Origin of the sequence: Sphingobium sp. SCG-1, from assembly GCF_002953135.1 — a bacterium.
In the GTDB taxonomy this organism is placed as follows: Bacteria; Pseudomonadota; Alphaproteobacteria; order Sphingomonadales; family Sphingomonadaceae; genus Sphingobium.
In genome coordinates this window covers 324,494-346,189 of sequence record NZ_CP026372.1, presented here as the reverse complement: position 1 = coordinate 346,189, position 21,696 = coordinate 324,494, and the positions used below count along the sequence as shown (strand labels likewise).

Genomic DNA, 21,696 nt, shown 5'->3' with positions numbered 1-21,696 from the left:
GCTGAAGGTAGCTGACACAAGTTATTGTGCGGTGCAGCAACTCTTTGAAAGCCGGTTGGTTGATCCCAGGCGGCGTAGTGCCGCTTTGAACAGGAATTCAAGTATGGCGGGACTAGCAAGCACTTTGAAGCGACTGGCAAAGAGCAAGCTGGCGGCAGGCGTCGGTGGCCCAATCAACGATCGCCTTAGTAACATCGAAGGATTTGGATCAAATCCTGGCAATCTCGGTGCCCGCTACTATGTACCCGATGCGCTGAGCAAAGCGGCCCCGCTGGTGGTCGTTCTGCATGGTTGCACGCAGACCGCCGCCGGCTACGATCATGGCAGCGGCTGGTCCGCGCTGGCGGATCAATATGGCTTTGCGCTGCTCTTCCCGGAACAGCGCCGCGGCAACAACATGAACCTGTGCTTCAACTGGTTCAGCCCCGACGACACGCGAAGGGATGCGGGCGAGATGCTGTCGATCCGGCAAATGATTGACTGGATGATCGAAACGCACCGTCTCGACATCGACCGGATATTCGTGACGGGATTGTCGGCGGGTGGCGCCATGACATCTTCGCTTCTTGCGAGCTACCCTGAGCTTTTCAAGGGCGGCGCCATCATCGCCGGGCTTCCGCACGGGACGGCGTCGAGCGTTCCCGAAGCGCTCGAGCGGATGCGCGGACAAGGCGGACCGCAAGGCGAGGCATTGGCCCGCCTGATCGCTCCGTCGGAGTCCTCAAAGCGTCTACCTTCCATCGCGATCTGGCACGGGAGCGGCGACCAGACGGTCGCGGTCAGCAATGCGCAGGCGATCATCGATCAGTGGCTCCCCCTGCATGGGCTGGGCCGGATAGCTCCAGAGACGGACGTAATGGACGGTCATTCCCGGCGTATTTGGCGAAACGGTCAAGGCGAAACAGTCGTCGAAGAGCATATCATCGCCGGGATGGCGCACGGCACCCCGCTTAGCACTGCGGAGGATGCACGCTTCGGCAATATCGGCCCTTACATGCTGGAAGCCGGCACATCCTCTACCTTAAGAATAGCGCAAAGCTGGGGGATAGTGCCACCGGACGCGGACTTCAAAGTCGTTGCCGATCCGCACGCCAAAGTGCCATCATCGCCCCAGCCGCACCGCGAGGCGGCACAGGGCGTTCAGGAGGTCATCGAAGGCGCGTTGAAAGCTGCGGGGCTGATGCGTTAACCCTACATCCAACAATTAACGCTACAAAAGCAGCCTCTTAAGACGCCTTTTAATCCAAAACGGATTTAATTGTTGCGTAGATCAAGTCGCAGCGCCAATGTTTTTGCGGTTGCGAAACAAAATGGCGGTCGCGCGCGAACGGCACCGGGGAAGCGCCTGCCGAAATTCGACTGATGGCAATATGGCGCAACGTTCGCCGGCCATTGGAAATTAGCTGCCAAGTAGGGGGAACTTGTGCTGAAATATCGCAGCGATATCGATGGCCTGCGTTCGATCGCCGTTCTACCGGTCGTGATCTACCACATCGGCTTCGGTCCAATCGCGCCAGGCGGGTTCGTCGGCGTTGACATATTCTTCGTCATCTCAGGGTTCCTGATAACCCGGATCATCTTCGATGGCATCCATGCCAGAACCTACAGCGTGATGGACTTCTATGTCCGGCGCGCCAGGCGGATCCTGCCTGCACTTATCCCGGTCTACCTCTTCTGTATGTTGATGGCCGGACTGCTATTGTTCCCATCCGAACGCAAAGTGGTCGAACAGGCGCTGCTGTATTCGCTGACCTTCATGTCGAATATCTTTTTCTATCTCAATTCCGGCTATTTCGATCAGGCCGCAAAGAGCAGCCCGCTTCTTCACACCTGGTCGCTGTCGGTGGAGGAGCAATTCTACATCGTCTTACCGGTCGTGATCTATGCCCTGAAGAGCCAGACCGCTAAGGTGCGTAACGGCACCTTTCTAGCAATGGCCGCCTTATCCTTCGTTGCGGCATGTGCTTTGTTAGGGCAAGCGCCCGAAGCGGTGTTTTACTTGTTGCCATTCCGCGCGTGGGAGTTGCTGATCGGTTCCATAATTGCAGTCGGCATCATTCCGCCGATCACGAACCGAAGAGCTGCGGAGCTTATCACTATCAGTGGCTTTGTGATGATTCTGGTGTCGATCCAGTTCCTGCACAGCGGTTCCTCATTTCCCGGTTGGGCGGCGGCTCCGGCCTGCATCGGCGCTGCCATGATTATCCATTCGGGTTCATCGCATGGCGATACGCTTATTGCGCGCGCGCTTTCGCTGCCGCCGCTACGGTTCATAGGACTGATCTCCTATTCGCTCTATCTATGGCACTGGCCGCTAGTGGTGTTCTACCCTTATGTTTTCGGCAAGATGACCGTGGCGGGAAAACTTGGCTTGCTCGTAGCAAGCATCGCCTTCGCCACATTCTCCTGGCGCTTCATCGAGCGGCCCTTTCGGAAGCCGTCGGGTGGCACCGATCATCGCCCGAGCCACATCCTCGGTTGGAGCGGCGCTTCACTGGCGGCAGTGGCCGTGGTGGGCCTGCTCTTCTCTCCGTTATCGGCCATCGTCTTGCCGACCAGCGAAGCCGCATCCTACGTGCTGGCCCAGCAAAAACAACCGGACGCACAATGGCGAACCGGCAAATGCTTCCTCACCCTCGCCGCATCCGGATTCGAGCAATATGATCGTGCGAGTTGTCTGAAACGATCGGACAGTCAGCCCGACATCCTACTCATCGGGGACAGCCATGCCGCCCAATATTATCCGGGGCTGAAGCATAGTTTCCCGAATGCAAATGTGCTGCAAGCGACGTCGTCGGGATGTCGGCCGGTCGGTGATTTCGAGGGCGATGAGCGGTGCACCGACCTGATGCGCTATGTGTTCGAGGAGTTTTTACCCGCGAACAGAGGTATCGACGTGGTTGTACTTGCGGGGCGCTGGCGACCGGCCGAAGCGGAGCGGATGGGTGCGACGATCCAGAAGCTACAGCGCTATACTCAGCGCGTGGTCGTGTTCGGGCCTATCATCGAATATACCCAACCGCTTCCCCGTATTCTCGCGCTTGGGGCCGATAGTCCCGATGCCTACAAGGCAAGCCGCTATCTGGAAGAGAAAGTGCAGCCGCTGGATCGCTTGTTCGCCCGCTCAGTGACAGCGGCTGGCGGCAATTACATCTCGCTCTACGAAACGCTCTGCGCCGATGAATGCACGATTTGGGCAGGGCCGGGACAAGCCATGCAGTTTGACTACGGGCACTTGTCGCTGGCCGGCTCCGCCTATGTCGTGGATCGCGTCAGGTCGCAGATTATGCCCGGTGCGGAACAGTTCATCAGGAAATCAGGGCCGAGATCGGCGAATGACGCGATCTAACGAGATTGCCGCCTGTGCAGGCGTTGCCTTGTTCGTATTCGCGTCTACCTGGAGATTGGCGGCGCGCATTGCCTCTACCGTCACATGTCCGATGAGCGGGCGCAGCGCCGCTGCGAAACGCGCGTCCTTCGCGCGGCGGGGTGATAGAAGAAGCAGGGCATCGTAGCGCGGGATCGCGGCCTTGTTGTCGCGCAAGACCGTTAGCCGGTCGGCGGCGATGCGGCCATCGGAGGAGAAAGCCGAAATAACGTCCACTGCCCCGCTTTCCAGCCCGCGATACATGAAAGTCGGGCTGAAGGCGCGCGCCTGCCTGAACGCCATCGGGTATTTGGCGGTTACAGCCTTCCATTCGGGGCGCTCCAAAAATTCGAGGTCCGATCCAAGCCGTAGGTCTGGTGAGGCCTGCGCGAGATCATCCAGCGTCACGATGCCCCGCGCTTTTGCGTCCTCCTCCTTCATAGCAAATACATAAGCGTTCTCGAACCCGAGCGGCCCCAGCACTCGCGCGCCCCCCGAGCCTTGCATCCACTGGTTGATGGCCGGTATCATGCGTGAGGGCGGCACGACGTCGACGCGTTTCATCTCGTTCGACCAGAGCGTGCCTGCATAATCGACATAGACATCGATATCGCCACTCGCAAGCGCCCGGTAGATGACCGCTGAGCCGAGTCCCTCGCGGTAGCGCACCGTATAGCCCGCCACCTGCAAGCGTCCACCGATCAGGCGGGCGAGGATATATTGCTCCGAGAAGTTCTTCGCGCCGATAGTGACGACCGAGCCATCGGCGCGTCGAAATGGCAGGCACGCCGCGCCCGTGCCGATCAGCAACACCGCAAGCGCCAGCCACGCTATCCAAGGCTTACGATTCCTGATGCCGCGCTCTGCAAGCGCCAGTAAGGCATCCACGCACAACGCCAACGCCGCCGCCGCGAGACAACCCTTCAGCACCAGCACCCAATTCTGTGTCTGAAGCCCCGCAAAGATCGGATCGCCCAGGCTCGGCTGGCCGATGGTCGTCGAGAGAGTGGCCGCGCCGATCGTCCACACCGCCGCCGTTCTTATCCCCGCCATCAGGATCGGGGCGATTAGCGGAAGCTCGACGAGGCGCAACCTCTGCGAAGCGGACATGCCTATGCCATCGGCTGCCTCCAGCACTGCGGGACTGAGATTCGCAAGCCCTGTCACCCCGTTGCGCAAGATCGGCAGCACCGCGTAGAGCGCCAGCGCAAGCAATGCGGGCAGGAACCCAAGGGCCGGAATGCCGCCACCGACCCAAGACGACAGCCACAATAATATGGGGTAGAACAGCGCCAGCAGGGCAAGCGCCGGAATTGTCTGGATCAGGCTCGCTGCGCCGAGCGCTATGCGCGCCACATGCGCATTACGCGCCGCCCACAACGTAAGCGGCAGTGCGATCAACAGGCCAAGGAGCAAGGCTGCGGCAGCGATCTGGACATGCGAAGCCAGCGGCCCGGCAAGTTCCGCGACGCCGGTCAAGCGCCCAGTTCCGCCAGACGACGCGCATGATCCCTCGGCACGGCGAGCAGCGCATCGGCAGCGGTGCCGCCTTTGCCAGCCATCAGGTCATGCGGCGTGCCATCGGCGACGATTTCCCCTGCCGCCATTACCAGCACGCGGTCTGCCAGAAGCAGCGCTTCGGCCATGTCATGCGTGACCATCACGGTCGTAAGGCCCAATCTGTCGTGCAGCGCGCGCACCTGTTTGCCCAAGGCGTCTCGCGTCACCGGGTCCAACGCTCCGAATGGCTCATCCATCAGCAGCACATGTGGCTCCGTCGCCAACGCGCGGGCGACACCGACTCGCTGTTGCTGCCCCCCGGAAAGCTGGTCCGGTATACGGTTGCCGATCCGCGACGGCAGATCCACAAGTTCGAGGAGTTCGGCAACGCGATCCTTCGTGTGTCGCGCGCCCGAGATGCGCAAGCCGATCGCGACATTCTGCGCGACGGTCATGTGGGGGAAAAGGCCGATGTTCTGGAACACGTAGCCGATCCGGCGGCGCAGGCGCACGACATCGCTTGCCATCACGGACTGCTGCCCAAGCAGGACATCCCCGCACTGCGGCTCGACCAGCCGATTGATCGTGCGTAGCAGCGTGGATTTCCCCGAGCCGGACGCGCCGACGATGGCAACGAAACTTCCGCCCGCCAGCGTCACGTCGATACCGGCAAGCGCCACGACATCCCCAAAACGCACTGACACATCGGCAAAGCGTATCGATGGACCTGATTCACCTTCGGGCATGGTGCGACGATAGCGCCCGTCTTTATTTTTGCCAGTGATGACAACGGAGCCATGCGAAGCGGAAACGGTTATGGCATCAGGGCAACGCCTCCGGGGAGAACGAGATGACCGATGCCATGTTCGACGATCATCTGATTATCATGCCCGACGATATCGACCTGCGCCGCTCTCCCCTGGCCGGGCGGTTGCCGATGGAAACCTATGTTCTGGGCGCGTTCAACCCCGGACTGACGCGCCTTCCAAATGGCAATCTGCTGCTGATGGTTCGTGTCGCGGAAGCGCTGCGGGAGCCGGTGCGGGGGAATAGTGCCCATTCTATCCGGTGGCACGATGGCAGTTATGTTGTCGATGCTTGGCCGCTAACCGACGTGGACATGACCGATCCGCGCACGTTGCGAATACGGGGGAGCGGCTGGTCGGTACTGGCGCTGACGTCGCTGTCCTGGCTGCTGCCGGTCGAGTTGTCGCCCGATGCGCGTGAGGTCGTGGCCATGCACTATGATCGCGCCATCGCGCCGCAGGGTGACTGGCAATGCTATGGGGTGGAAGATCCGCGCATCAGCAAGGTGGACGACCGCTGGCTGATGACCACCTGCTCGGTCAGTCCGGAGCGCCAATCCACGACGCTTTACAGCTCCGCCAATGGGCTAGATTGGACGTTCGAGGACATCGTGCTCGATCATCAGAACAAGGACATGCTGATCTTCGAAGGGCGAATCGACGGGCGCTATTGGGCGCAGACCCGGCCGCTGGGGGATTGCTACTTCGCCTATCCGCCGGGCAGCCCTTGGCGCGCGGGGCCGTCGATCAATCTCGCGACATCGCCCGACGCGCTGCACTGGAAGCCGGTGCGCAATCCGGGCATTCGATCGTCGATGGATGGCGTTGTCAGTGCGAGAATCGGCGGCGGTGCGCCGCCGGTGCGGACAGCAGAAGGGTGGCTCAGCCTGTGGCATGGTGTCGAGCCGGACGATGGTATCGGCATCTACCGCACCTACTGGTCGCTGCTCGACGCGAAGGACCCGTCGAAAATCCTCTACACCTGTCCCGATCCCATCCTGTCGCCGCAGGCGTCGCTGACCGAACCACTTTCACACCAGATGTATCTGGATACCGTCGTGTTCACGACCGGCATTGTCGACCATGACGATCACTACATCGTCGCAAGCGGCGAGGCGGACCTCGCCTGTCGCATCAGCACCATCCCCAAGGCCCGCTTTCGCCTTTGAGGAAAGCGCATTAATCCATCAGCGCCAGCAGGTCCACGATGGGTACGAAGGCGAACGCCACCGAACTGTCCGCCACGCCATAAGGCATGAAGATGTTCTCGCCATGCTTCATCGCGCCACAAGTATAGACGACGTTCGGTACATAGCCTTCACGGTCGTCCTCCGATGCAGCGAGGATAGGCGTCTTTGTGCGGCGCAAGACGATCGAGGGATCGTCCTTGTCCAGCAGCACCGCGCCGATCGAATATTCGCGCATAGCCCCGACGCCGTGGGTCAATAGCAGCCAACCTTCGTCGATTTCGATCGGCGGGCCGCAATTGCCGATCTGCACAAGTTCCCAGGGGTAAAGGGGCGTCAGGATCAACTGCCCCTCGTCCCAGTGCGTCAGCGTATCGGAAGTGATGAGATAGAGGTTCTCTCCATCCTGCCGCCCGATCATCATATATTTGCCTGCGACTTTGCGCGGGAAAAGCGCCATGCCCTTGTTCCGTGCAGCGCTACCGGTCATCGGCACCATGTCGAAGCGGCGGAAGTCGCGCGTGCGCAGCATTTCCGACTGGATCTGATGACCATTATACGCGGTGTAGGTGCCCAGCCATTCCATCGATCCATCAGAATGCTGGAAATACACGAGCCGCAAGTCTTCAAGTCCATTGGCCTGTGCGGCCGTGATCGGGAAGAGCACCGTGCCGGACACGGTACTGTCCGGATGCCGGAAAACCGACACCTCGCCTTCCTTCACGACATTCTCGCCGCCATAGGCGTCAGCGGCAGTGGCGAACGGTGGCTGGTGCGCCAACAGCAATTCGCCGTCGTCAGTGATTACGCCCTCGCGGAAGGCTACCGAGCTGATATGCCCTTCGCCGACGGCGCGGAGCGACATGATGATACGGCAATCGCCCTTTGCCATGCCGGTCTGGTCATAGTGCGGCACGACACTGGGGTTCATCAGTGCGGCGGCGGCGTAGCTGTACTCATGGCAAAAGTAGGCGCCGATCAGCAGGCGTCGCGATTCCGACAAGTTGCTGTCGTCCAACTTGAGCTGTGCGCGAATCTCGTCGTAGCGAGTGCGGAACACACGCCGCGTCTGCCAGTGCCGCGCTTCGAAATCGCGCAGGACGTGCGTCAATTGATCCTCGACGGTGCTCTCGTCCAGTTCAAGCACGGCTGTCGCGATCCGCTGCGAGCGGCTCGGGCCTTTGCCGTTGCTCTGCCAACTAAGGTGAAACGGCCGGACGACCACGCGCGCGGGATCGGCGTAAAGCCTGAGCTTAAGAGTATGACATTCAAGCAAAAGAGATCATCCGTTGTCAGGCAGGGATGATCTCATCCCCCAGGGTGGCCCCTATTGCCACGTTTGCGCCGATTTGGGAAAGCCTGTTCATCGCACAAGACGATAGTTGCAATGCCAACAGCGATTCCGCACCCTGGTTCCGGTTCACGCCCGTAGGTGTGAGGCCGTCATAGCATCCCCCATCCTGCCGCGTGGCGAGGGGAAGAGAAAGGTCATTGTCGCCCAGATACCAGCGATAGGCAGTGTGCGCGCAATCGAGCCAGCGACCCGACTGATCGATGGCGAAGGCGGCTTCCGCTGCGTCGATCATCGCTTGCGCTTCCAGCGGTTGCTGGTCGAACGGTAGCGGCGGCGCATAAGGTTCGCCGAAGCTTTCCGATCCCACCGCACGGAAGTGGCCGGTAGGTGCGGTCTGCTGCGCCCAGATCCATTCCAGCGTAGTCAGGCCGCATTCGATGAAGTCGGCGTTCTGCAACACCACGCCTGCGCGCAGCAACGCCTCGGACAATCGGGGATTATCGTAAGCCAGCACTGCTTCAAACCAAGCCCAGTCCGGGCGGCGCGCTTCAGCAATCAGCGCCAGAAGATTGCGACCAAAATCTCGAAGCACTTCTTTTGCCAGAACATGACCCGGTTCAGTCTCCAGAATTGCACTGGCCCCCAGCATGACGAATGCCTGCGCGCGGGGCGAGGCGAGGCGCTGCATTGGCTCGATGGTTTCGTTGAACAGGCGCGCAGCCCATTCGCGCTGCTTTTCAAGCGGCGCATCGCGGGCAGTAACGCCCAGCGCCCACATCGCACGGCCCGAGCTGTCTTCCGATCCTTCATCCTCGCACCAACTGCGATCATAGGACATGAAATTGCGGAAACGTCCCTTATCCGGATTCCATGCGTGCTGCACGAACGCGGCGTAGGTGCTGATCCACTGATCCCGCAGTTCCTCATCCATCACAGGAACCTGCGTCATCAGCAGCAGCGCACGTGCATTATCGTCTATACAGTAGCCGTGGCGGCGGTCCGGCACCGACAATATGCCATGCTGCAACATGCCGGTGCCGTCGCTCATCCGAAAGACCGCCGACAGATTCGGCTCCAGTATCAGGTGATTGCGGCGCATCGGCAGCTTGGCAGGTTGCGCACCCTGGCTCTGCACCAGCAACAACCCCACACGGCGCGCCAGTTCGCGCCACAGCATTTCACGTCCGCGTGCGTAAGCGCGCTCGCCATAATCGCGGCGCAACTTATCATCTGTCAGCAGCCGAATGATCGCGTCGGCTATCGCAGCGCTGTCGCGGAACGGAACCAATATGCCATGGTCCTGATCCAGGATTTCAGTGGCATGGATATAAGGCGTGGAAACCACTGCCTTGCCCATGCTAACGGCGTAGCTCAACGTGCCTGACGTGACCTGAGCCGGATTGACATAGGGCGTCACGTAAACGTCGGCCGCCTGAAGCCGATCAAGCAGTTCTTCCTGCTCCTGATAGTTGTCAATCCATTGGACGTTATCGGCAATTCCCAGATGATGTGTCAGCGCGACCAAGCTCTCACGCAACGTTTCGCCCTGCTCCCGGATTAGATTGGGGTGTGTTGCGCCGACGATCACATAGAGCGCTTCGGGGCAGCGCTCGACGATCGCGGGCATGGCTTCGATCATGTTTTCGATGCCCTTGTCCGGGGCAAGCAAGCCGAATGTCAATATTACCTTGCGTCCGGCCCAGCCAAACTGCGGCTTCATCGCTTCAGCCTCTATCAGCGGACGGTCGGGCACACCGTGGGGGATCACGCTGATCTGGCGATCGTCGACATTGTAGACGCGCTGGAGGATTTCACGACCGAATTCGGACATGACGATGATGTCCCGCGACCGATCCAGCAGGCGATCCATGACGCGACGTTCGTCGGCGCTCGGCTTTTCCAATATGGTATGGAACGTCGTGACCAACGGCAGGCGTGTGCGGGCAAGGAGATGGAGGATGAGGTCGCCCGCGGCACCACCGAAAATGCCAAATTCATGCTGAAGCCAGATCGCTTCCGCGCCGCTCTCTTCGATCTGCTGCGCCGCACGGGCATAGGCACGAGCATCCCGGTCGTTGATGAGGTGAACATCAGCAGGATATTCTATTTCGCCGCGCCCGTCGTCCATCGCATAATGGTCAATGCGGACGTCTGGAAATTGCTCGAGAAGCGCGTCGCGGCAATGATTGGTGAATGTCGCCATACCGCATCGTCGAGGCATCGCATTACCAATCAAAGCCACATGCTTTGGAGCCGGCAAGACAAAGTGCGCGTCGAACGATATCTGATTCATCGACTAACTTTCGAGAGAGGTGTCCATCATAGTTGAAAAACACATCCTGCTATAATGCGTTAGTAGGTGAAAAGTTTCATGGTGCGCCGCAGCGAAACTTGTTGAAGCAAGGGGAAGGCACAATAACAAAAGCGCGATAAACCTACGACGGCTGTTCGCGAAAGCAGCAAAGCTGTCAAACAATTAGCGCTAGCTTGTAGAAGATGCTCCGGCGAATGCCGCAGGATCAGAATTTGAAGACCGTACCCAGGTACAACGCTTGTGCGTCCTGCCGATCCCCGGTTATCGGCGCGAGGCGATTGACGCGGCCGCTGTACTTCATGCCTGCCGTCACGTTCAGGTTGCGCGAAAGTGAATAAGAGCTGCCGACTTCCACCGAATAGCTCTTGTCATCACCCAACGTTGGTGCCGCCGCGCCCACGTCGCCTTTGCTGTCGACAAGCACATTGGTACTGAAGCGCTGCTTTTTATTGCCCTGATCGAGCGAGAAGCTGCGCGCAGCCGCAGGCGTTTCGACAGGAATCGGATCGAGCGCCTTGCGGCCAACTGCGTCCGGGAGCGCAAACTTGCGCCAGCCGCGCGAGACGTTCAGATTAAAGGCCACTGGCGTGATGCCGACCGACGGCAGCGTCCGGTCCATACGGACAGGCATGTCATCCCCGGCGCGCACCAGTACGGTGATCGAACGACGACCGCTCGTCGAACCGCTGGTCGGCGTGAAGCGGAAGGTCTTCCGGCTACCGCTCATGATTGCGCTTGCATAAGCGGAGGACAGGCGTGGATCCTGAGTCGCTGGAGTAAACGACCCGATACTGCCAAGATTGTTGAGGGAAACGGGTTTCGCACTACGCACCGCGATCAGATCAGCAGCCGCACCAACGGCGGGAGACAAAGCGAGAGCCGCGCCAGCTACCGCCGCACTCAACCACCCCAGATGTCCGCCCTTGATTGCCATGACCCTAAACGACTCTACCGCCCCGATATTTTCTTGCTGAAAGGCATAACACCTAACGCGCGCTAATGGCTAGAGGGCGAGTCATTTTAGTCATGGCTGTTGCATAGTTCACACATTTGCGGTCTTCCGGCATCGATAGTGCAGATATGACGGTGTGCGACACCCGTACACGGAAGGCTTGCTCCCTCCATTATCTTCCCTATAGATGCCGCACAATGCCCCAGAATTTATACAGGACACGGCTTATGCGCCCTCTTTCGGCCCGCTCGCTTGCAACGGCTCTCGTCATGGCGGCGGTCCTCCCGCTTGGTGCCTGCGGTGGCGGCGCAAAGGACCGGCCCAAAGCCGATCTTGCGGCGGCGAAGGTCACGACGATTGGCGTCAACAGCTATTTGTGGCGCGCCACGCTCGATACGTTGTCCTTCATGCCATTGGTGCAGACCGATTCGAATGGCGGCGTCATCGTCACTGACTGGTACGCGAACCCTAATTCGCCCGGAGAGCGCATCAAGCTGACTGTGACCATCCTCGACCAGGATTTGCGCGCCGACGCCCTGCGCGTTGCAGGCAGTCGCCAGGTCAATCAGACCGGTCAGTGGGTCGACGCGCCAATGCAGGCTGCGACAGTGCAGAAGATCGAGGAGATCATCCTCACCAAGGCGCGTGATCTGCGCCGCACGGCGATCAACAAGGATTAATCCACCGGACGGGCCTCTCTGCCCGCTTCAGGAGTGACGAATGCAAAGGCGCTTCAACCCGCTTGAGGCGGATGCCCGCTGGCAGGCCGTCTGGGACGAACGACAGAGTTTCCGCGCGGATGACGCGAGCGCCAAGCCGCGCTCTTATGTGCTGGAGATGTTCCCCTACCCCTCCGGCCGCATCCATATCGGCCATGTCCGGAACTATTCGATGGGCGACGTGCTGGCGCGCTTCCGCCGGATGACGGGGCACGAAGTCCTGCATCCGATGGGCTGGGACGCGTTCGGAATGCCCGCCGAAAATGCGGCGATGGAAAAGAAGGTGCATCCCGGCGAGTGGACGCGTTCCAACATCGCGTCGATGCGCGCGCAATTGAAGAAGCTTGGTTTCGCGCTCGACTGGAGCCGCGAGCTGGCGACTTGCGAACCCGATTATTACGGGCATGAGCAGGCGCTGTTCCTCGACCTCTATGCGGCGGGGCTCGTGTACCGCAAGGAAAGTGCCGTCAATTGGGATCCGGTCGACATGACCGTGCTGGCGAACGAGCAGGTCATCGATGGCAAGGGCTGGCGCTCCGGCGCGCCGGTCGAGAAACGCAAATTGAGCCAGTGGTTCCTCAAGATCACCGACTTCGCCGACGAACTGCTCGAAGGTCTCGGTACGCTGGATCATTGGCCCGATAAGGTGCGGTTGATGCAGGAGAACTGGATCGGCAAATCGGTCGGCCTACAATTCTCCTTCGCGCTGGATCAGGCTGTGGACGGCATCGACCGGCTGGAGGTTTTCTCAACGCGGCCCGACACGATTTTCGGCGCGAGTTTTGCCGCCATTGCCGCCGACCATCCGATCGCGCTGGCGCTGGCGAAAGACGATGCAAACCTTGCAACCTTTTCGGACGAGTGCCGCAAGTCCGGCACCGCCGCAGCGGAAATCGAAACACAGGAAAAGCTGGGCTTCGACACCGGCTTGTCGGTGATCCACCCGTTCGATCCCGCGATCAAATTGCCGCTGTTCGTCGCGAACTTCGTGCTGATGGATTACGGGACCGGCGCAGTTATGGGCGTGCCCGCGCACGACCAGCGTGATCTCGATTTCGCCCGCAAATATATGCTGCCCGTGCCGCGCGTGGTCGGTGATGCCGATGAGCCGATCCAAGATGAGGCCTATACTGGTCCCGGCAAACTGGTGAACAGCCGCTTCATCGACGGCATGGGCATCGAGGACGCGAAAGCAACCGTGATCGCCCGCGCCGAAGAGGGCGGCTGGGGCAAGGGCACGACCGTCTGGCGGTTGCGCGACTGGGGTGTGTCGCGCCAGCGCTATTGGGGCACGCCGATCCCGATCATCCATTGCGAAGGCTGCGGCCCGGTCGGCGTGCCAAAGGATCAGCTGCCGATCGTTCTGCCGGAGGACATCACCTTCGACATTCCGGGCAACCCGCTGGACCGGCATCCGACGTGGAAGCATGTGGACTGCCCGAGTTGCGGCAAGCCTGCCCGGCGCGAGACAGACACGCTAGACACGTTCGTCGATTCAAGCTGGTACTTCATCCGCTTCGCCAGCCAGCCGAAGGACAAGCCGTTCGAAAAGGCCGCGGCGGAACGCTGGCTGCCGGTCGCCCAATATATCGGCGGCGTCGAACATGCGATTCTGCATCTGCTCTACGCCCGCTTCTGGACGCGCGCGCTGCGGCATATCGGCGCGCTCGATATTGCCGAGCCGTTCACTGGCCTGTTCACGCAGGGCATGGTGACGCATGAGACGTACAAGGCTGGCGATGGTAGCTGGCTGTCTCCGCAGGAAGTGCGCAAGGACGGCGACGATTACGTCCACATCGAAAGCGGCGCGCCGGTCATCACTGGCCGCGTCGAGAAGATGTCGAAGTCCAAGAAGAATGTCGTCGATCCCGATGACATCATCGAACAATATGGCGCGGACGCAGTGCGCTGGTTCATGCTGTCGGACAGTCCGCCGGAGCGCGACTTGCCCTGGACCGAGAGCGGCATCGAGGGATCGTGGCGCTTCGTGAACCGCCTGTGGCGCTTGTTCGGGCAGATCGAGCCGGACGCGCAGGGGCAGGACAAACCCCTCGACCGCAAGCTGCACCAGACCATCGACGGCATCGCCCGTGATATCGAGGCATTGTCCTTCAACAAGGCAGTCGCCAAGGTCTACGAACTCACCAACGCTGTCGAAAAGGCGGCGCCGTCCGCGTCGCGCACCACCGCGATCCGCAACCTTGCGCTGCTCGTTGCCCCCATGACGCCACATCTGGCCGAAGAGGCCTGGGCAGATATTGGCGGTGAGGGATTGATTGCCGACGCGGCGTGGCCTGACGTCGATCCGGCGCTGCTGGTGGAGGATGAAGTCACCATCGCCTGTCAGGTGATGGGCAAATTGCGCGACACGATCACCGTGCCCAAAGGCACGCCGAAGGATGAACTGGAGCGCCTCGCACTCGCTGCGCCCAATGTGATGCGCACGCTCGATGGCGCTGCTCCAAAGAAAGTGATTGTGGTACCCGATCGTTTGGTCAATCTGGTCCTGTGAAACGCATCGCACTTCTCTTCGCGGCCACGGCGCTGCTGTCCGCCTGCGGATTACGCCCGGTTTATAGCGGCGGGAGCAGCGGCCCGGTCGCGCAGGCGCTGTCCAATATCGAAGTCGCGCCGATCGAAGGCAAAGGCGGATGGCTCGTCCGCAACGCGCTGCAGGACCGACTGATCCACAATGGCAATGGCCCGCGTTACCGCCTTGTCGTAAAGCTGGACGATAGCATCGAAGGCTTCGGCGTCCGTGCCGATGACGCGATCACCCGCGAACGCCGCACATTGCGCGCGCGGTACCAGCTCGTCGACGAAGCCACCGGCACCCAGATGGTGGACGCCACCGCCGGATCGGACGCAGGCATCGACGTCACCTCCAGCGAATATGCGACGATCGCCGCCGAGGACACGGCACTAGAGCGACTATCGCAGACCGTGGCCGACCAGATCATCGCCCGCCTCGCTTTGTTCGCGGTAGAGGAACAGCGCGCCGCAGCGGCCAAATCCCGTGAAGGCCAATAAAGGGCAGATCGAGCGAGCGCTTGATGCGCCGCCCGCCGATATCCGCCTGTTCTTCCTCTACGGTCCCGATGAATCCGGCAGCATCGCCCTGTCCAAGCGGCTCGAACGCGCGATGGGCGCCAACGCGCAACGCATCGACCTTGATGGCGCTACACTGAAAAATGATCCCGCGCGCTTGTCCGACGAAGCCGCCTCGATATCTATGTTCGGGGACAAACAATGGATTCGCGTCACGCCATTGGGCGATGAAGCGCTGCCCGCCATAGAAGCACTGTTGCAGGCCGAACATGCGGGCAATCCGGTAGTCGCGATTGCAGGCGCGCTGAAAGGCACGTCGAAACTTGTAAAGCTGGCGCTTGATCACAAGGCTACCATGGCGTGCATCAGCTACACGCCCGAAGGCCGCGATGCCGATCAGATTGCTATCGGCATTGCCCGCGAGCTGGGCCTGCGTCTGCCGCCTGACCTCGCGCGGCGCATCACCGAACTAACCGGCGGCGATCGTGCGCTGATGGCCGGCGAGGTGGACAAGCTGGCGCTGTTCCTCGACGCAGCGCCCGAGCATCCGGTGGAGGCGACAGCCGAAGCGCTGAATGCTCTCTCCGCCGAATCGTTCGAGGAAGATGTTGGTCCGCTGGTAAACGCGGTGCTGGGCGGCGACCTCAAGGCCATGCACAGCGAATTGGCGGGCCTGCGCGTCATGGGCACCAACATGGGCACGATCCTGCGCCCATTGCAGAACCGCGCGATGCTGCTCGCCAACATTCGCGCCGAATTCGACGTATCGGGCCGACTCGACGCCGCCATTGAGAGTGCGGGCAAAGCCGTGTTCTGGAAGGACAAGGCGACTGTGACGCGCCAGGTGAAGTTATGGGATGCGAACGGCATCGCCCGTGTCATCAGCCGTTTGGGTGCCGCAGAACGCGCCAGCCGCTCCAGCCGGAACGCAGGCGACATCATGGTGACGCATGAGTTGCTCACCATAGCGCGGCAGGCGGCGCGAGAACGTGCCGCCTGAAGGGGAACCGCGACCTCACGTGATCTGTTGATACATTAGGTGATTGGCGTATCCTCGCGATTACATCACCAAAGGTGTCGCCGATTTCGTGACTGCTCATATCACCGCCATCGGCACCGCCGTTCCCGATCAGGATATCCACCACGCCTTCATCGGCTGGGCGCGCGCGCAATTGAACGATCCGCGCGAAGCAAAGCTGTTCGACCGCATGGCGCAACGCAGTGGAATCAGCCACCGCTGGTCCGTACTGCCGAAGATCGGCGGATCGCCGGTCGCTACGGGGGGCTTCTACGCCGACGCGTGGCCGACCACAGCGCAGCGCATGGCGATCTACGGAGATGCCGCGCCAATTCTTGCCGCACAGGCGGTCGAGGATTTACGAACCAAAGTCCGGGTAGAAGGCATCACACATCTGGTGGTGGCAAGCTGCACCGGCTTCGTCGCACCCGGCGTCGACCAATTGCTGGCGCAGCGCATCGGTCTGTCTTCCTCCGTCGAGCGGCTGCTGGTCGGGTATATGGGATGCTATGCAGCGGTCGCGGCGCTGCGATCCGCGCGCCACATCGTCCGTTCGGAGCCAGCCGCCCGCGTGCTCGTCGTTTGCGTCGAACTCAGCACCTTGCATTTGCAGGCGGACGCCAGCCTTGAATCACTGCTCGCGATGCTGCAATTTGGCGACGGCGCGGCGGCGGCTCTGGTGACGTCTGACGCGCAAGGACTCGCAATGGGACAGCCATTCTCGTGCAATGTGCCAGATAGCGGCAACCTCATTCGCTGGGACATGGGCGACCATGGCTTTGCGATGCACCTGTCGGGCGAAGTGCCTGCCGCCATCGGCGCGGCGCTCGCCGATCCCGCCATGCTGCCGGTCGATCCGCACGCCGTCGATAGCTGGGCCGTCCACGCCGGGGGGCGCTCGATCCTGGACGCCGTTGCCAACGCGCTGCGCTTGCCCGGTACGGCGCTGGACAACAGCCGCGCCATATTGGACGCGTTCGGTAATATGTCCTCGGCCACGCTGATGTTCGTCCTCGCCCGCATTCTTGCCGAACCGGCGCCGAAACAGGGTCTCGCCATTGCCTTCGGACCGGGCCTTGCCGCCGAAGGTTTTCTTTTCACCGGCGCCAGCGAGTGACTCGCGACCTGTCCATCCGCGCCGAAGAAGAGGAGCAGATGGATGCCGAGACGCTTTCGCCAGCGGTGTATGCGGACGTCCTGAGAGGGCTCGCGCGCGTCAACATCGCAACGCTCACCCCTCGATCCACCTTAGCTTTCCTGAAGCGCTCAAACGCCAAGACCTTCCGCCTGCTGGACGTGGGCTATGGAGACGGCGGCATGTTGCGCGCGATCTGGAAGTGGGCGCAAAAGCGCGGCATCGCCTGTGAACTGGTGGGCGTGGACCTCAACCCCCGTAGCGAAGCGGTGGCAGAGGCGCGGCATATTCCCGGCGCGAACATCCGCTATCGGACCGGCGACTATGCGGACTTGGCGGGCGAGCCATGGGATTTCGTCGTCTCCAATTTTGTCACCCACCATATGAGTGACCGTCAGCGCCTCGACTTCTTGACTTTTATGGAACAGGTGAGCGCGCGCGGCTGGTTCGTGAATGATTTGCACCGCCATGGTTTCGCCTATCGCGGCTTTCCCTTGCTCGCGCGCTTGCTAGGCGTGCATCGGATCGTGCGGGAGGACGGGCAACTGTCGATCGCGCGCAGCTTCCGCCCCGCCGAATGGGAGGCGATGCTTGCCGCGACGCATCTGAGCGGCGTGGCGCAGGTAAAGCGAGTCTTCCCCTTCCGGCTCTGTGTAGAGCGGCACAAGTGACGCATGATGCGCCGCTGATCCTCGGCGGCGGTCCGGCAGGCGCAGCCGCAGGCATTGCGCTGGCCAAGGCCGGGATTGAGCCTCGCCTGATCGAACGTCTCGAGGCTCCGGGCGACGCCATCTGCGGCGGTTTCCTCAGTTGGCGGACGTTAGCGCGCATCGCCGCGCTGGGCGTCGACCGAGCAATATTGGGCGGTCACACCGTCACCGACATGGCACTCTATGTCGGAGGCAACGAGCATATTGCCCGCCTCCCCGCGCCCGCCATGGGCATCTCGCGCCGCTGCCTGGACTCCGCACTGCTCGCCCGTGCCGAAGCCGATGGCGTGACAGTCGAACGTGGCATAACGGTTCGCGCGCTTGGAGAATTCGACGCCACGCTGCACAATGGCGAGACAATCCCTTGGCAGAGCCTGTTCCTCGCCACCGGCAAATCGGACCTGCGCGGCGTAGCGCCCCCTCGCGGCGGGACCGGCGACGATCCGGAACTTGGCCTGCGCCTTCGCCTTGTCCCCACGCCCGCACTGACCCGGCTCGTGGGCGGGCGCATCGAACTGCATCTGTTCGAACGCGGCTATCTCGGCCTAGTCTGTCAGGAAGATGGCAGCGTCAACGCCTGCATGGCCGTGCGCAAAAGCCGCCTCACCGACGTTGGCGGCGATCCCGCAGCCTTATTCGCCCGGCTCGCCGACGAAATGCCCGCCCTTGCCGATCGCCTTGCCGACATGCCCGCCAAGCCGCAGATCGACGCGATCGGCAATGTGCCCTATGGCTGGCGCGCAAGGGACACACGCACCGGCCTGTTCCGTCTGGGCGATCAGGCGGCCGTGATCCCCTCCGTCGCCGGGGAGGGTATCGGCATAGCCCTGGCCAGCGCACAGAGCGCAGTCGAGCACTGGTTGAAACACGGCCCCGACGGCGCGAGCCTGCACCAACAGACCTTTGCCCGGCGGGTGGCGCAGCCGCTTGCGCTGGCAGGCTTCGTCAAGACCCTTGGCCATCGTCCGGCGCTGGCGAAGGCGCTCACTGCCCTCCCCGGCGCTGCCAATCTCGTCGCACGCCTCACTCGCGTGACTTGATCGCGTCACATGGCTGTCCCATATTCATTGTATGGAAAAACTGCATCTCACCGACGCCGAATGGCGCCAGCGCCTCTCCCCTGAACGCTATCATGTGTTGCGCGAAGCGGGCACCGAGCGGGCCTTCACCGGCGAACTCAACGCGAACAAGAGTGACGGCGTCTATTATTGTGCAGGCTGCGGTACGGAACTGTTCGACGCAGGCGAGAAATATGACAGCGGTTCCGGCTGGCCCAGTTTCACCGCCCCGGTCGACGCCGAAGTGGTCCAGGAAGTCGTCGACAGCAGCCATGGCATGCGGCGTGTCGAAGTGCGCTGCGCCAAGTGTGATGGGCATCTTGGCCACGTCTTCCCTGATGGCCCCGGTGAAAACGGCCTGCGCTATTGCATGAACAGCGCCTCGCTGGACTTCAAGCCACGCGAGGAAGCCGAATAAATACGTTCAGCCGCCATAAAGCCGTCATCCGCTTGTAGCGGACAGGGTTAACGCGTATCCGGCGAACAGATGGCACGAGCGGGCAGCAAGAAGGCAGTATCGGGTGGAGCTTCGGCTAGCGTGAAGCTGTGGTTGATCCGCGGCCTGAAGATCGGCGGGCTATCGCTGCTCGCGGGCCTGATCGCACTTGCGGTCGCGGTCGTCGTGGCGATGCAGTCGCTCCCCAATTACGAGGCGCTGAAATCCTCTCCCAATGGGCAGATGATCCGCGTCCATGCCGCCGATGGCAGCGTGATAGTGTCGCTCGGCCCCAGTTTCGGACGCTGGCTCTCCTTCGATCAGATTCCCGACGTGATGGTGAACGCGATGGTCTCGGTAGAGGACAAGCGCTTCTATCATCATCCCGGCGTCGATCCGATCGGCCTCGCCCGTGCCGCATGGCTCGCGGTCGAGAATCGCGGAACCGGCCGCCGTATGCAGGGCGCGTCCACCATCACCCAACAAGTGACGCGCAACATCTTCCTCAACAACAGCTACACTTGGGGCCGCAAGGTCCGCGAGATGATCCTGGCGATGGCGCTGGAGCGCAAATTCTCCAAGCGGCAGATTTTGGAGCTATATCTCAACAAGGTGTATTTCGGCGGCGGCGCTTATGGCGTGGACGCCGCCAGCCGCAAGTTCTTCGGCCACTCTGCGGCGCAGCTTAGTCTGCCCGAAGCCGCAATCATCGCTGGCCTCGTGAAAGCGCCTTCCAGCTACTCCCCTACCGCCGACGCCGAGGCTGCTATCGGCCGCGCGGGCGTGGTGCTTGACGTGATGCGCGACAATGGCGCGATCACTGCGGTGGAGCGCGCCGATGCCGATTTAGCGGGTGTCAAGCTTTCGCCCGAACCGCCGCAGAACAGCGTGCGCTACTTCACCGACTGGGCGTTGCCGCAACTCGATACGCTGGTCGACGAGCCGAACGAGCCGTTGGAAGTGTGGACCACGATCGACCTCAACATGCAGCGCGCCGCCACCGCCGCGATCAAGACCAATACGCCCTCCGGCACGCAGGGCGCCCTCGTGTCGCTCGACCGCGACGGGGCCGTGCGCGCGATGGTGGGCGGCAACGACTATGTGACGTCCAACTATAACCGCGCGACGCAGGCCGTCCGTCAGCCCGGTTCCGCGTTCAAGCTGTTCGTCTACATGGCCGCGCTGGAAGCGGGATATACGCCCGACACCGCCGTTAAGGATGAGCCGGTCGACATTGATGGCTGGCAACCACGCAATAGCTCGGGTCGTTATTCGGGCGATATGGACGTTCGGACGGCCTTCGCCTATTCGATCAACACCGTTGCGGCGAAGCTTGGCATGGAAGTCGGCTTCCCGACTATCGCCGACATGGCCCGCCGCTTCGGCATTACGACCCCGGTCAACACCCACCCCTCGATGGTGCTAGGCACCTCGGACGTGCGCCTGATCGACTTGACGCGCGCATTCGCCTCCGTGTCGCGCAAAGGCATTGCGGTCACGCCTTATGGCATCGTCAAGGTGACGACTGCCGATGGCCGGATGCTCTACCAACATGAGGACGACACCAGCCGCGCGCTGGTTGCGCCATGGGTTGCAGCGGGTATCACCGACTTGTTGCAGACGGCCGTCAACACCGGCACCGGCAAGGCCGCGCAGATCGGTCGCCCCGTCGCTGGCAAGACTGGTACGACCAACAGCAACAAGGACGGCTGGTTCATGGGCTTTTCCAGCGGCATCACCACCGGCGTGTGGATGGGCCGGGACAACGCCCGCGCCGTTGGCGGCTTGCAAGGTGGACGTGCACCCGCACAGGCCTTTGCGCAATATATGAGAGTCGCGGTCGCGAAACGCCCTGTCGAACCCTTCGATACACAAGTCACCTTGCCCGAATGGCAACTTGAGCCGGACGAGGAATCCTATTTCGGTAAGCCTGACAACGGCATGTATGTCGATGAGAACGGCATGCCCATAGACCATGGCAGCTCCGAACCCTCAGAAGAATCGGACCCGCCGCCTGCGGTTGACGACGGTGGTCAAGAGGTGGTCGCCCCGCCGAAGATGGATCAGAACTGGATCGATAATGTTCTGGGCCGCGAACGCCAGCCAAGGGAACGGCCCGGAGCGACGCAGCCGAACCTCTAGGCTGCTTGAC

At 61.6% G+C, this 21,696-nt stretch carries 17 protein-coding genes; 12 read left to right on the top strand and 5 right to left on the bottom strand.

What is annotated here, in order from left to right; genetic code table 11:
- Positions 1 to 103: 103 nt before the first annotated feature.
- Both C1T17_RS01630 and C1T17_RS01625 read left to right on the top strand, forming a co-directional pair.
- Positions 104 to 1,189, top strand: coding sequence for an alpha/beta hydrolase family esterase (locus C1T17_RS01630; RefSeq protein WP_104951913.1), 1,086 nt, complete (start codon positions 104 to 106; stop codon positions 1,187 to 1,189).
- Positions 1,190 to 1,423: 234 nt separating this feature from the next.
- A complete protein-coding gene (locus tag C1T17_RS01625) occupies positions 1,424 to 3,349 on the top strand; it encodes an acyltransferase family protein (protein WP_104951912.1) in 1,926 nt (641 codons plus the stop codon).
- On the opposite strand, the gene C1T17_RS01620 is transcribed toward C1T17_RS01625, so the two are convergent.
- On the bottom strand, positions 3,317 to 4,846 hold the full coding sequence (locus tag C1T17_RS01620) for an ABC transporter permease/substrate-binding protein (protein WP_104951911.1): 1,530 nt from the start codon (positions 4,844 to 4,846) through the stop codon (positions 3,317 to 3,319). The two genes, C1T17_RS01625 and C1T17_RS01620, sit on opposite strands and share 33 nt — an antisense overlap.
- Positions 4,843 to 5,613 (bottom strand): ATP-binding cassette domain-containing protein, encoded by a 771-nt coding sequence (locus tag C1T17_RS01615; protein ID WP_104951910.1) that lies wholly within the window; start codon positions 5,611 to 5,613, stop codon positions 4,843 to 4,845. The genes C1T17_RS01620 and C1T17_RS01615 overlap by 4 nt, the downstream gene beginning before the upstream one ends.
- 104 nt (positions 5,614 to 5,717) lie before the next feature.
- Here C1T17_RS01615 and C1T17_RS01610 point away from each other — a divergent pair, with 104 nt between their 5' ends.
- Positions 5,718 to 6,842 carry a glycosidase gene (locus tag C1T17_RS01610; protein ID WP_104951909.1) on the top strand — a complete coding sequence of 375 codons (1,125 nt, stop codon included), beginning with the start codon at positions 5,718 to 5,720 and terminating at the stop codon, positions 6,840 to 6,842.
- Positions 6,843 to 6,852: 10 nt separating this feature from the next.
- On the opposite strand, the gene C1T17_RS01605 is transcribed toward C1T17_RS01610, so the two are convergent.
- From C1T17_RS01605 to C1T17_RS01595, 3 genes are all read right to left on the bottom strand, one after another.
- Positions 6,853 to 8,136, bottom strand: a complete 1,284-nt coding sequence (locus C1T17_RS01605; protein ID WP_104951908.1) for a glycoside hydrolase family 130 protein — start codon at positions 8,134 to 8,136, stop codon at positions 6,853 to 6,855.
- Between the two features lie 16 nt (positions 8,137 to 8,152).
- Entirely contained in the window at positions 8,153 to 10,357 is a 2,205-nt protein-coding gene (locus C1T17_RS01600) for a glycosyltransferase family 4 protein (protein ID WP_223262740.1), read from the bottom strand.
- 316 nt (positions 10,358 to 10,673) lie between these two features.
- On the bottom strand, positions 10,674 to 11,402 hold the full coding sequence (locus C1T17_RS01595) for a hypothetical protein (protein ID WP_104951906.1): 729 nt from the start codon (positions 11,400 to 11,402) through the stop codon (positions 10,674 to 10,676).
- 245 nt (positions 11,403 to 11,647) lie between these two features.
- Here C1T17_RS01595 and C1T17_RS01590 point away from each other — a divergent pair, with 245 nt between their 5' ends.
- From C1T17_RS01590 to C1T17_RS01550, 9 genes are all read left to right on the top strand, one after another.
- Positions 11,648 to 12,100, top strand: a complete 453-nt coding sequence (locus C1T17_RS01590; protein WP_189338449.1) for a DUF3576 domain-containing protein — start codon at positions 11,648 to 11,650, stop codon at positions 12,098 to 12,100.
- Positions 12,101 to 12,140: 40 nt separating this feature from the next.
- Positions 12,141 to 14,651, top strand: a complete 2,511-nt coding sequence (gene leuS, locus C1T17_RS01585) for a leucine--tRNA ligase (RefSeq protein WP_104951904.1) — start codon at positions 12,141 to 12,143, stop codon at positions 14,649 to 14,651.
- Entirely contained in the window at positions 14,648 to 15,169 is a 522-nt protein-coding gene (gene lptE, locus C1T17_RS01580; RefSeq protein WP_104951903.1) for an LPS assembly lipoprotein LptE, read from the top strand. Before leuS ends, lptE begins: the two co-directional genes overlap by 4 nt.
- The gene (holA, locus tag C1T17_RS01575; protein WP_104951902.1) at positions 15,156 to 16,187 is read left to right on the top strand and encodes a DNA polymerase III subunit delta; all 1,032 of its coding nucleotides are present in this window, start codon (positions 15,156 to 15,158) and stop codon (positions 16,185 to 16,187) included. Before lptE ends, holA begins: the two co-directional genes overlap by 14 nt.
- 43 nt (positions 16,188 to 16,230) lie before the next feature.
- Positions 16,231 to 17,322 (top strand): type III polyketide synthase, encoded by a 1,092-nt coding sequence (locus tag C1T17_RS01570; protein WP_223262739.1) that lies wholly within the window; start codon positions 16,231 to 16,233, stop codon positions 17,320 to 17,322.
- A gap of 38 nt (positions 17,323 to 17,360) precedes the next feature.
- On the top strand, positions 17,361 to 18,011 hold the full coding sequence (locus C1T17_RS01565) for a methyltransferase domain-containing protein (RefSeq protein WP_104954934.1): 651 nt from the start codon (positions 17,361 to 17,363) through the stop codon (positions 18,009 to 18,011).
- Positions 18,008 to 19,090, top strand: a complete 1,083-nt coding sequence (locus C1T17_RS01560) for an NAD(P)/FAD-dependent oxidoreductase (protein WP_104951901.1) — start codon at positions 18,008 to 18,010, stop codon at positions 19,088 to 19,090. Before C1T17_RS01565 ends, C1T17_RS01560 begins: the two co-directional genes overlap by 4 nt.
- A 31-nt stretch (positions 19,091 to 19,121) precedes the next feature.
- Complete coding sequence (msrB, locus tag C1T17_RS01555) at positions 19,122 to 19,526, top strand: peptide-methionine (R)-S-oxide reductase MsrB (RefSeq protein ID WP_104951900.1); 405 nt, start codon at positions 19,122 to 19,124, stop codon at positions 19,524 to 19,526.
- A 69-nt stretch (positions 19,527 to 19,595) separates the two neighbouring features.
- Entirely contained in the window at positions 19,596 to 21,686 is a 2,091-nt protein-coding gene (locus C1T17_RS01550; protein ID WP_104951899.1) for a transglycosylase domain-containing protein, read from the top strand.
- Positions 21,687 to 21,696: the final 10 nt, after the last annotated feature.

Excerpts from the sequence above, each read along its gene's own strand:
- leuS (WP_104951904.1), top strand. The coding sequence starts at position 12,141 with ATGCAAAGGCGCTTCAACCCGCTTGAGGCGGATGCCCGCTGGCAGGCC.
- C1T17_RS01610 (WP_104951909.1), top strand. The coding sequence starts at position 5,718 with ATGACCGATGCCATGTTCGACGATCATCTGATTATCATGCCCGACGAT.
- C1T17_RS01590 (WP_189338449.1), top strand. The coding sequence starts at position 11,648 with ATGCGCCCTCTTTCGGCCCGCTCGCTTGCAACGGCTCTCGTCATGGCG.
- msrB (WP_104951900.1), top strand. The coding sequence starts at position 19,122 with ATGGAAAAACTGCATCTCACCGACGCCGAATGGCGCCAGCGCCTCTCC.
- C1T17_RS01630 (WP_104951913.1), top strand. The coding sequence starts at position 104 with ATGGCGGGACTAGCAAGCACTTTGAAGCGACTGGCAAAGAGCAAGCTG.
- C1T17_RS01565 (WP_104954934.1), top strand. The coding sequence starts at position 17,361 with ATGGATGCCGAGACGCTTTCGCCAGCGGTGTATGCGGACGTCCTGAGA.
- C1T17_RS01595 (WP_104951906.1), bottom strand. The coding sequence starts at position 11,402 with ATGGCAATCAAGGGCGGACATCTGGGGTGGTTGAGTGCGGCGGTAGCT.
- C1T17_RS01600 (WP_223262740.1), bottom strand. The coding sequence starts at position 10,357 with ATGGCGACATTCACCAATCATTGCCGCGACGCGCTTCTCGAGCAATTT.
- C1T17_RS01615 (WP_104951910.1), bottom strand. The coding sequence starts at position 5,613 with ATGCCCGAAGGTGAATCAGGTCCATCGATACGCTTTGCCGATGTGTCA.
- C1T17_RS01550 (WP_104951899.1), top strand. The coding sequence starts at position 19,596 with ATGGCACGAGCGGGCAGCAAGAAGGCAGTATCGGGTGGAGCTTCGGCT.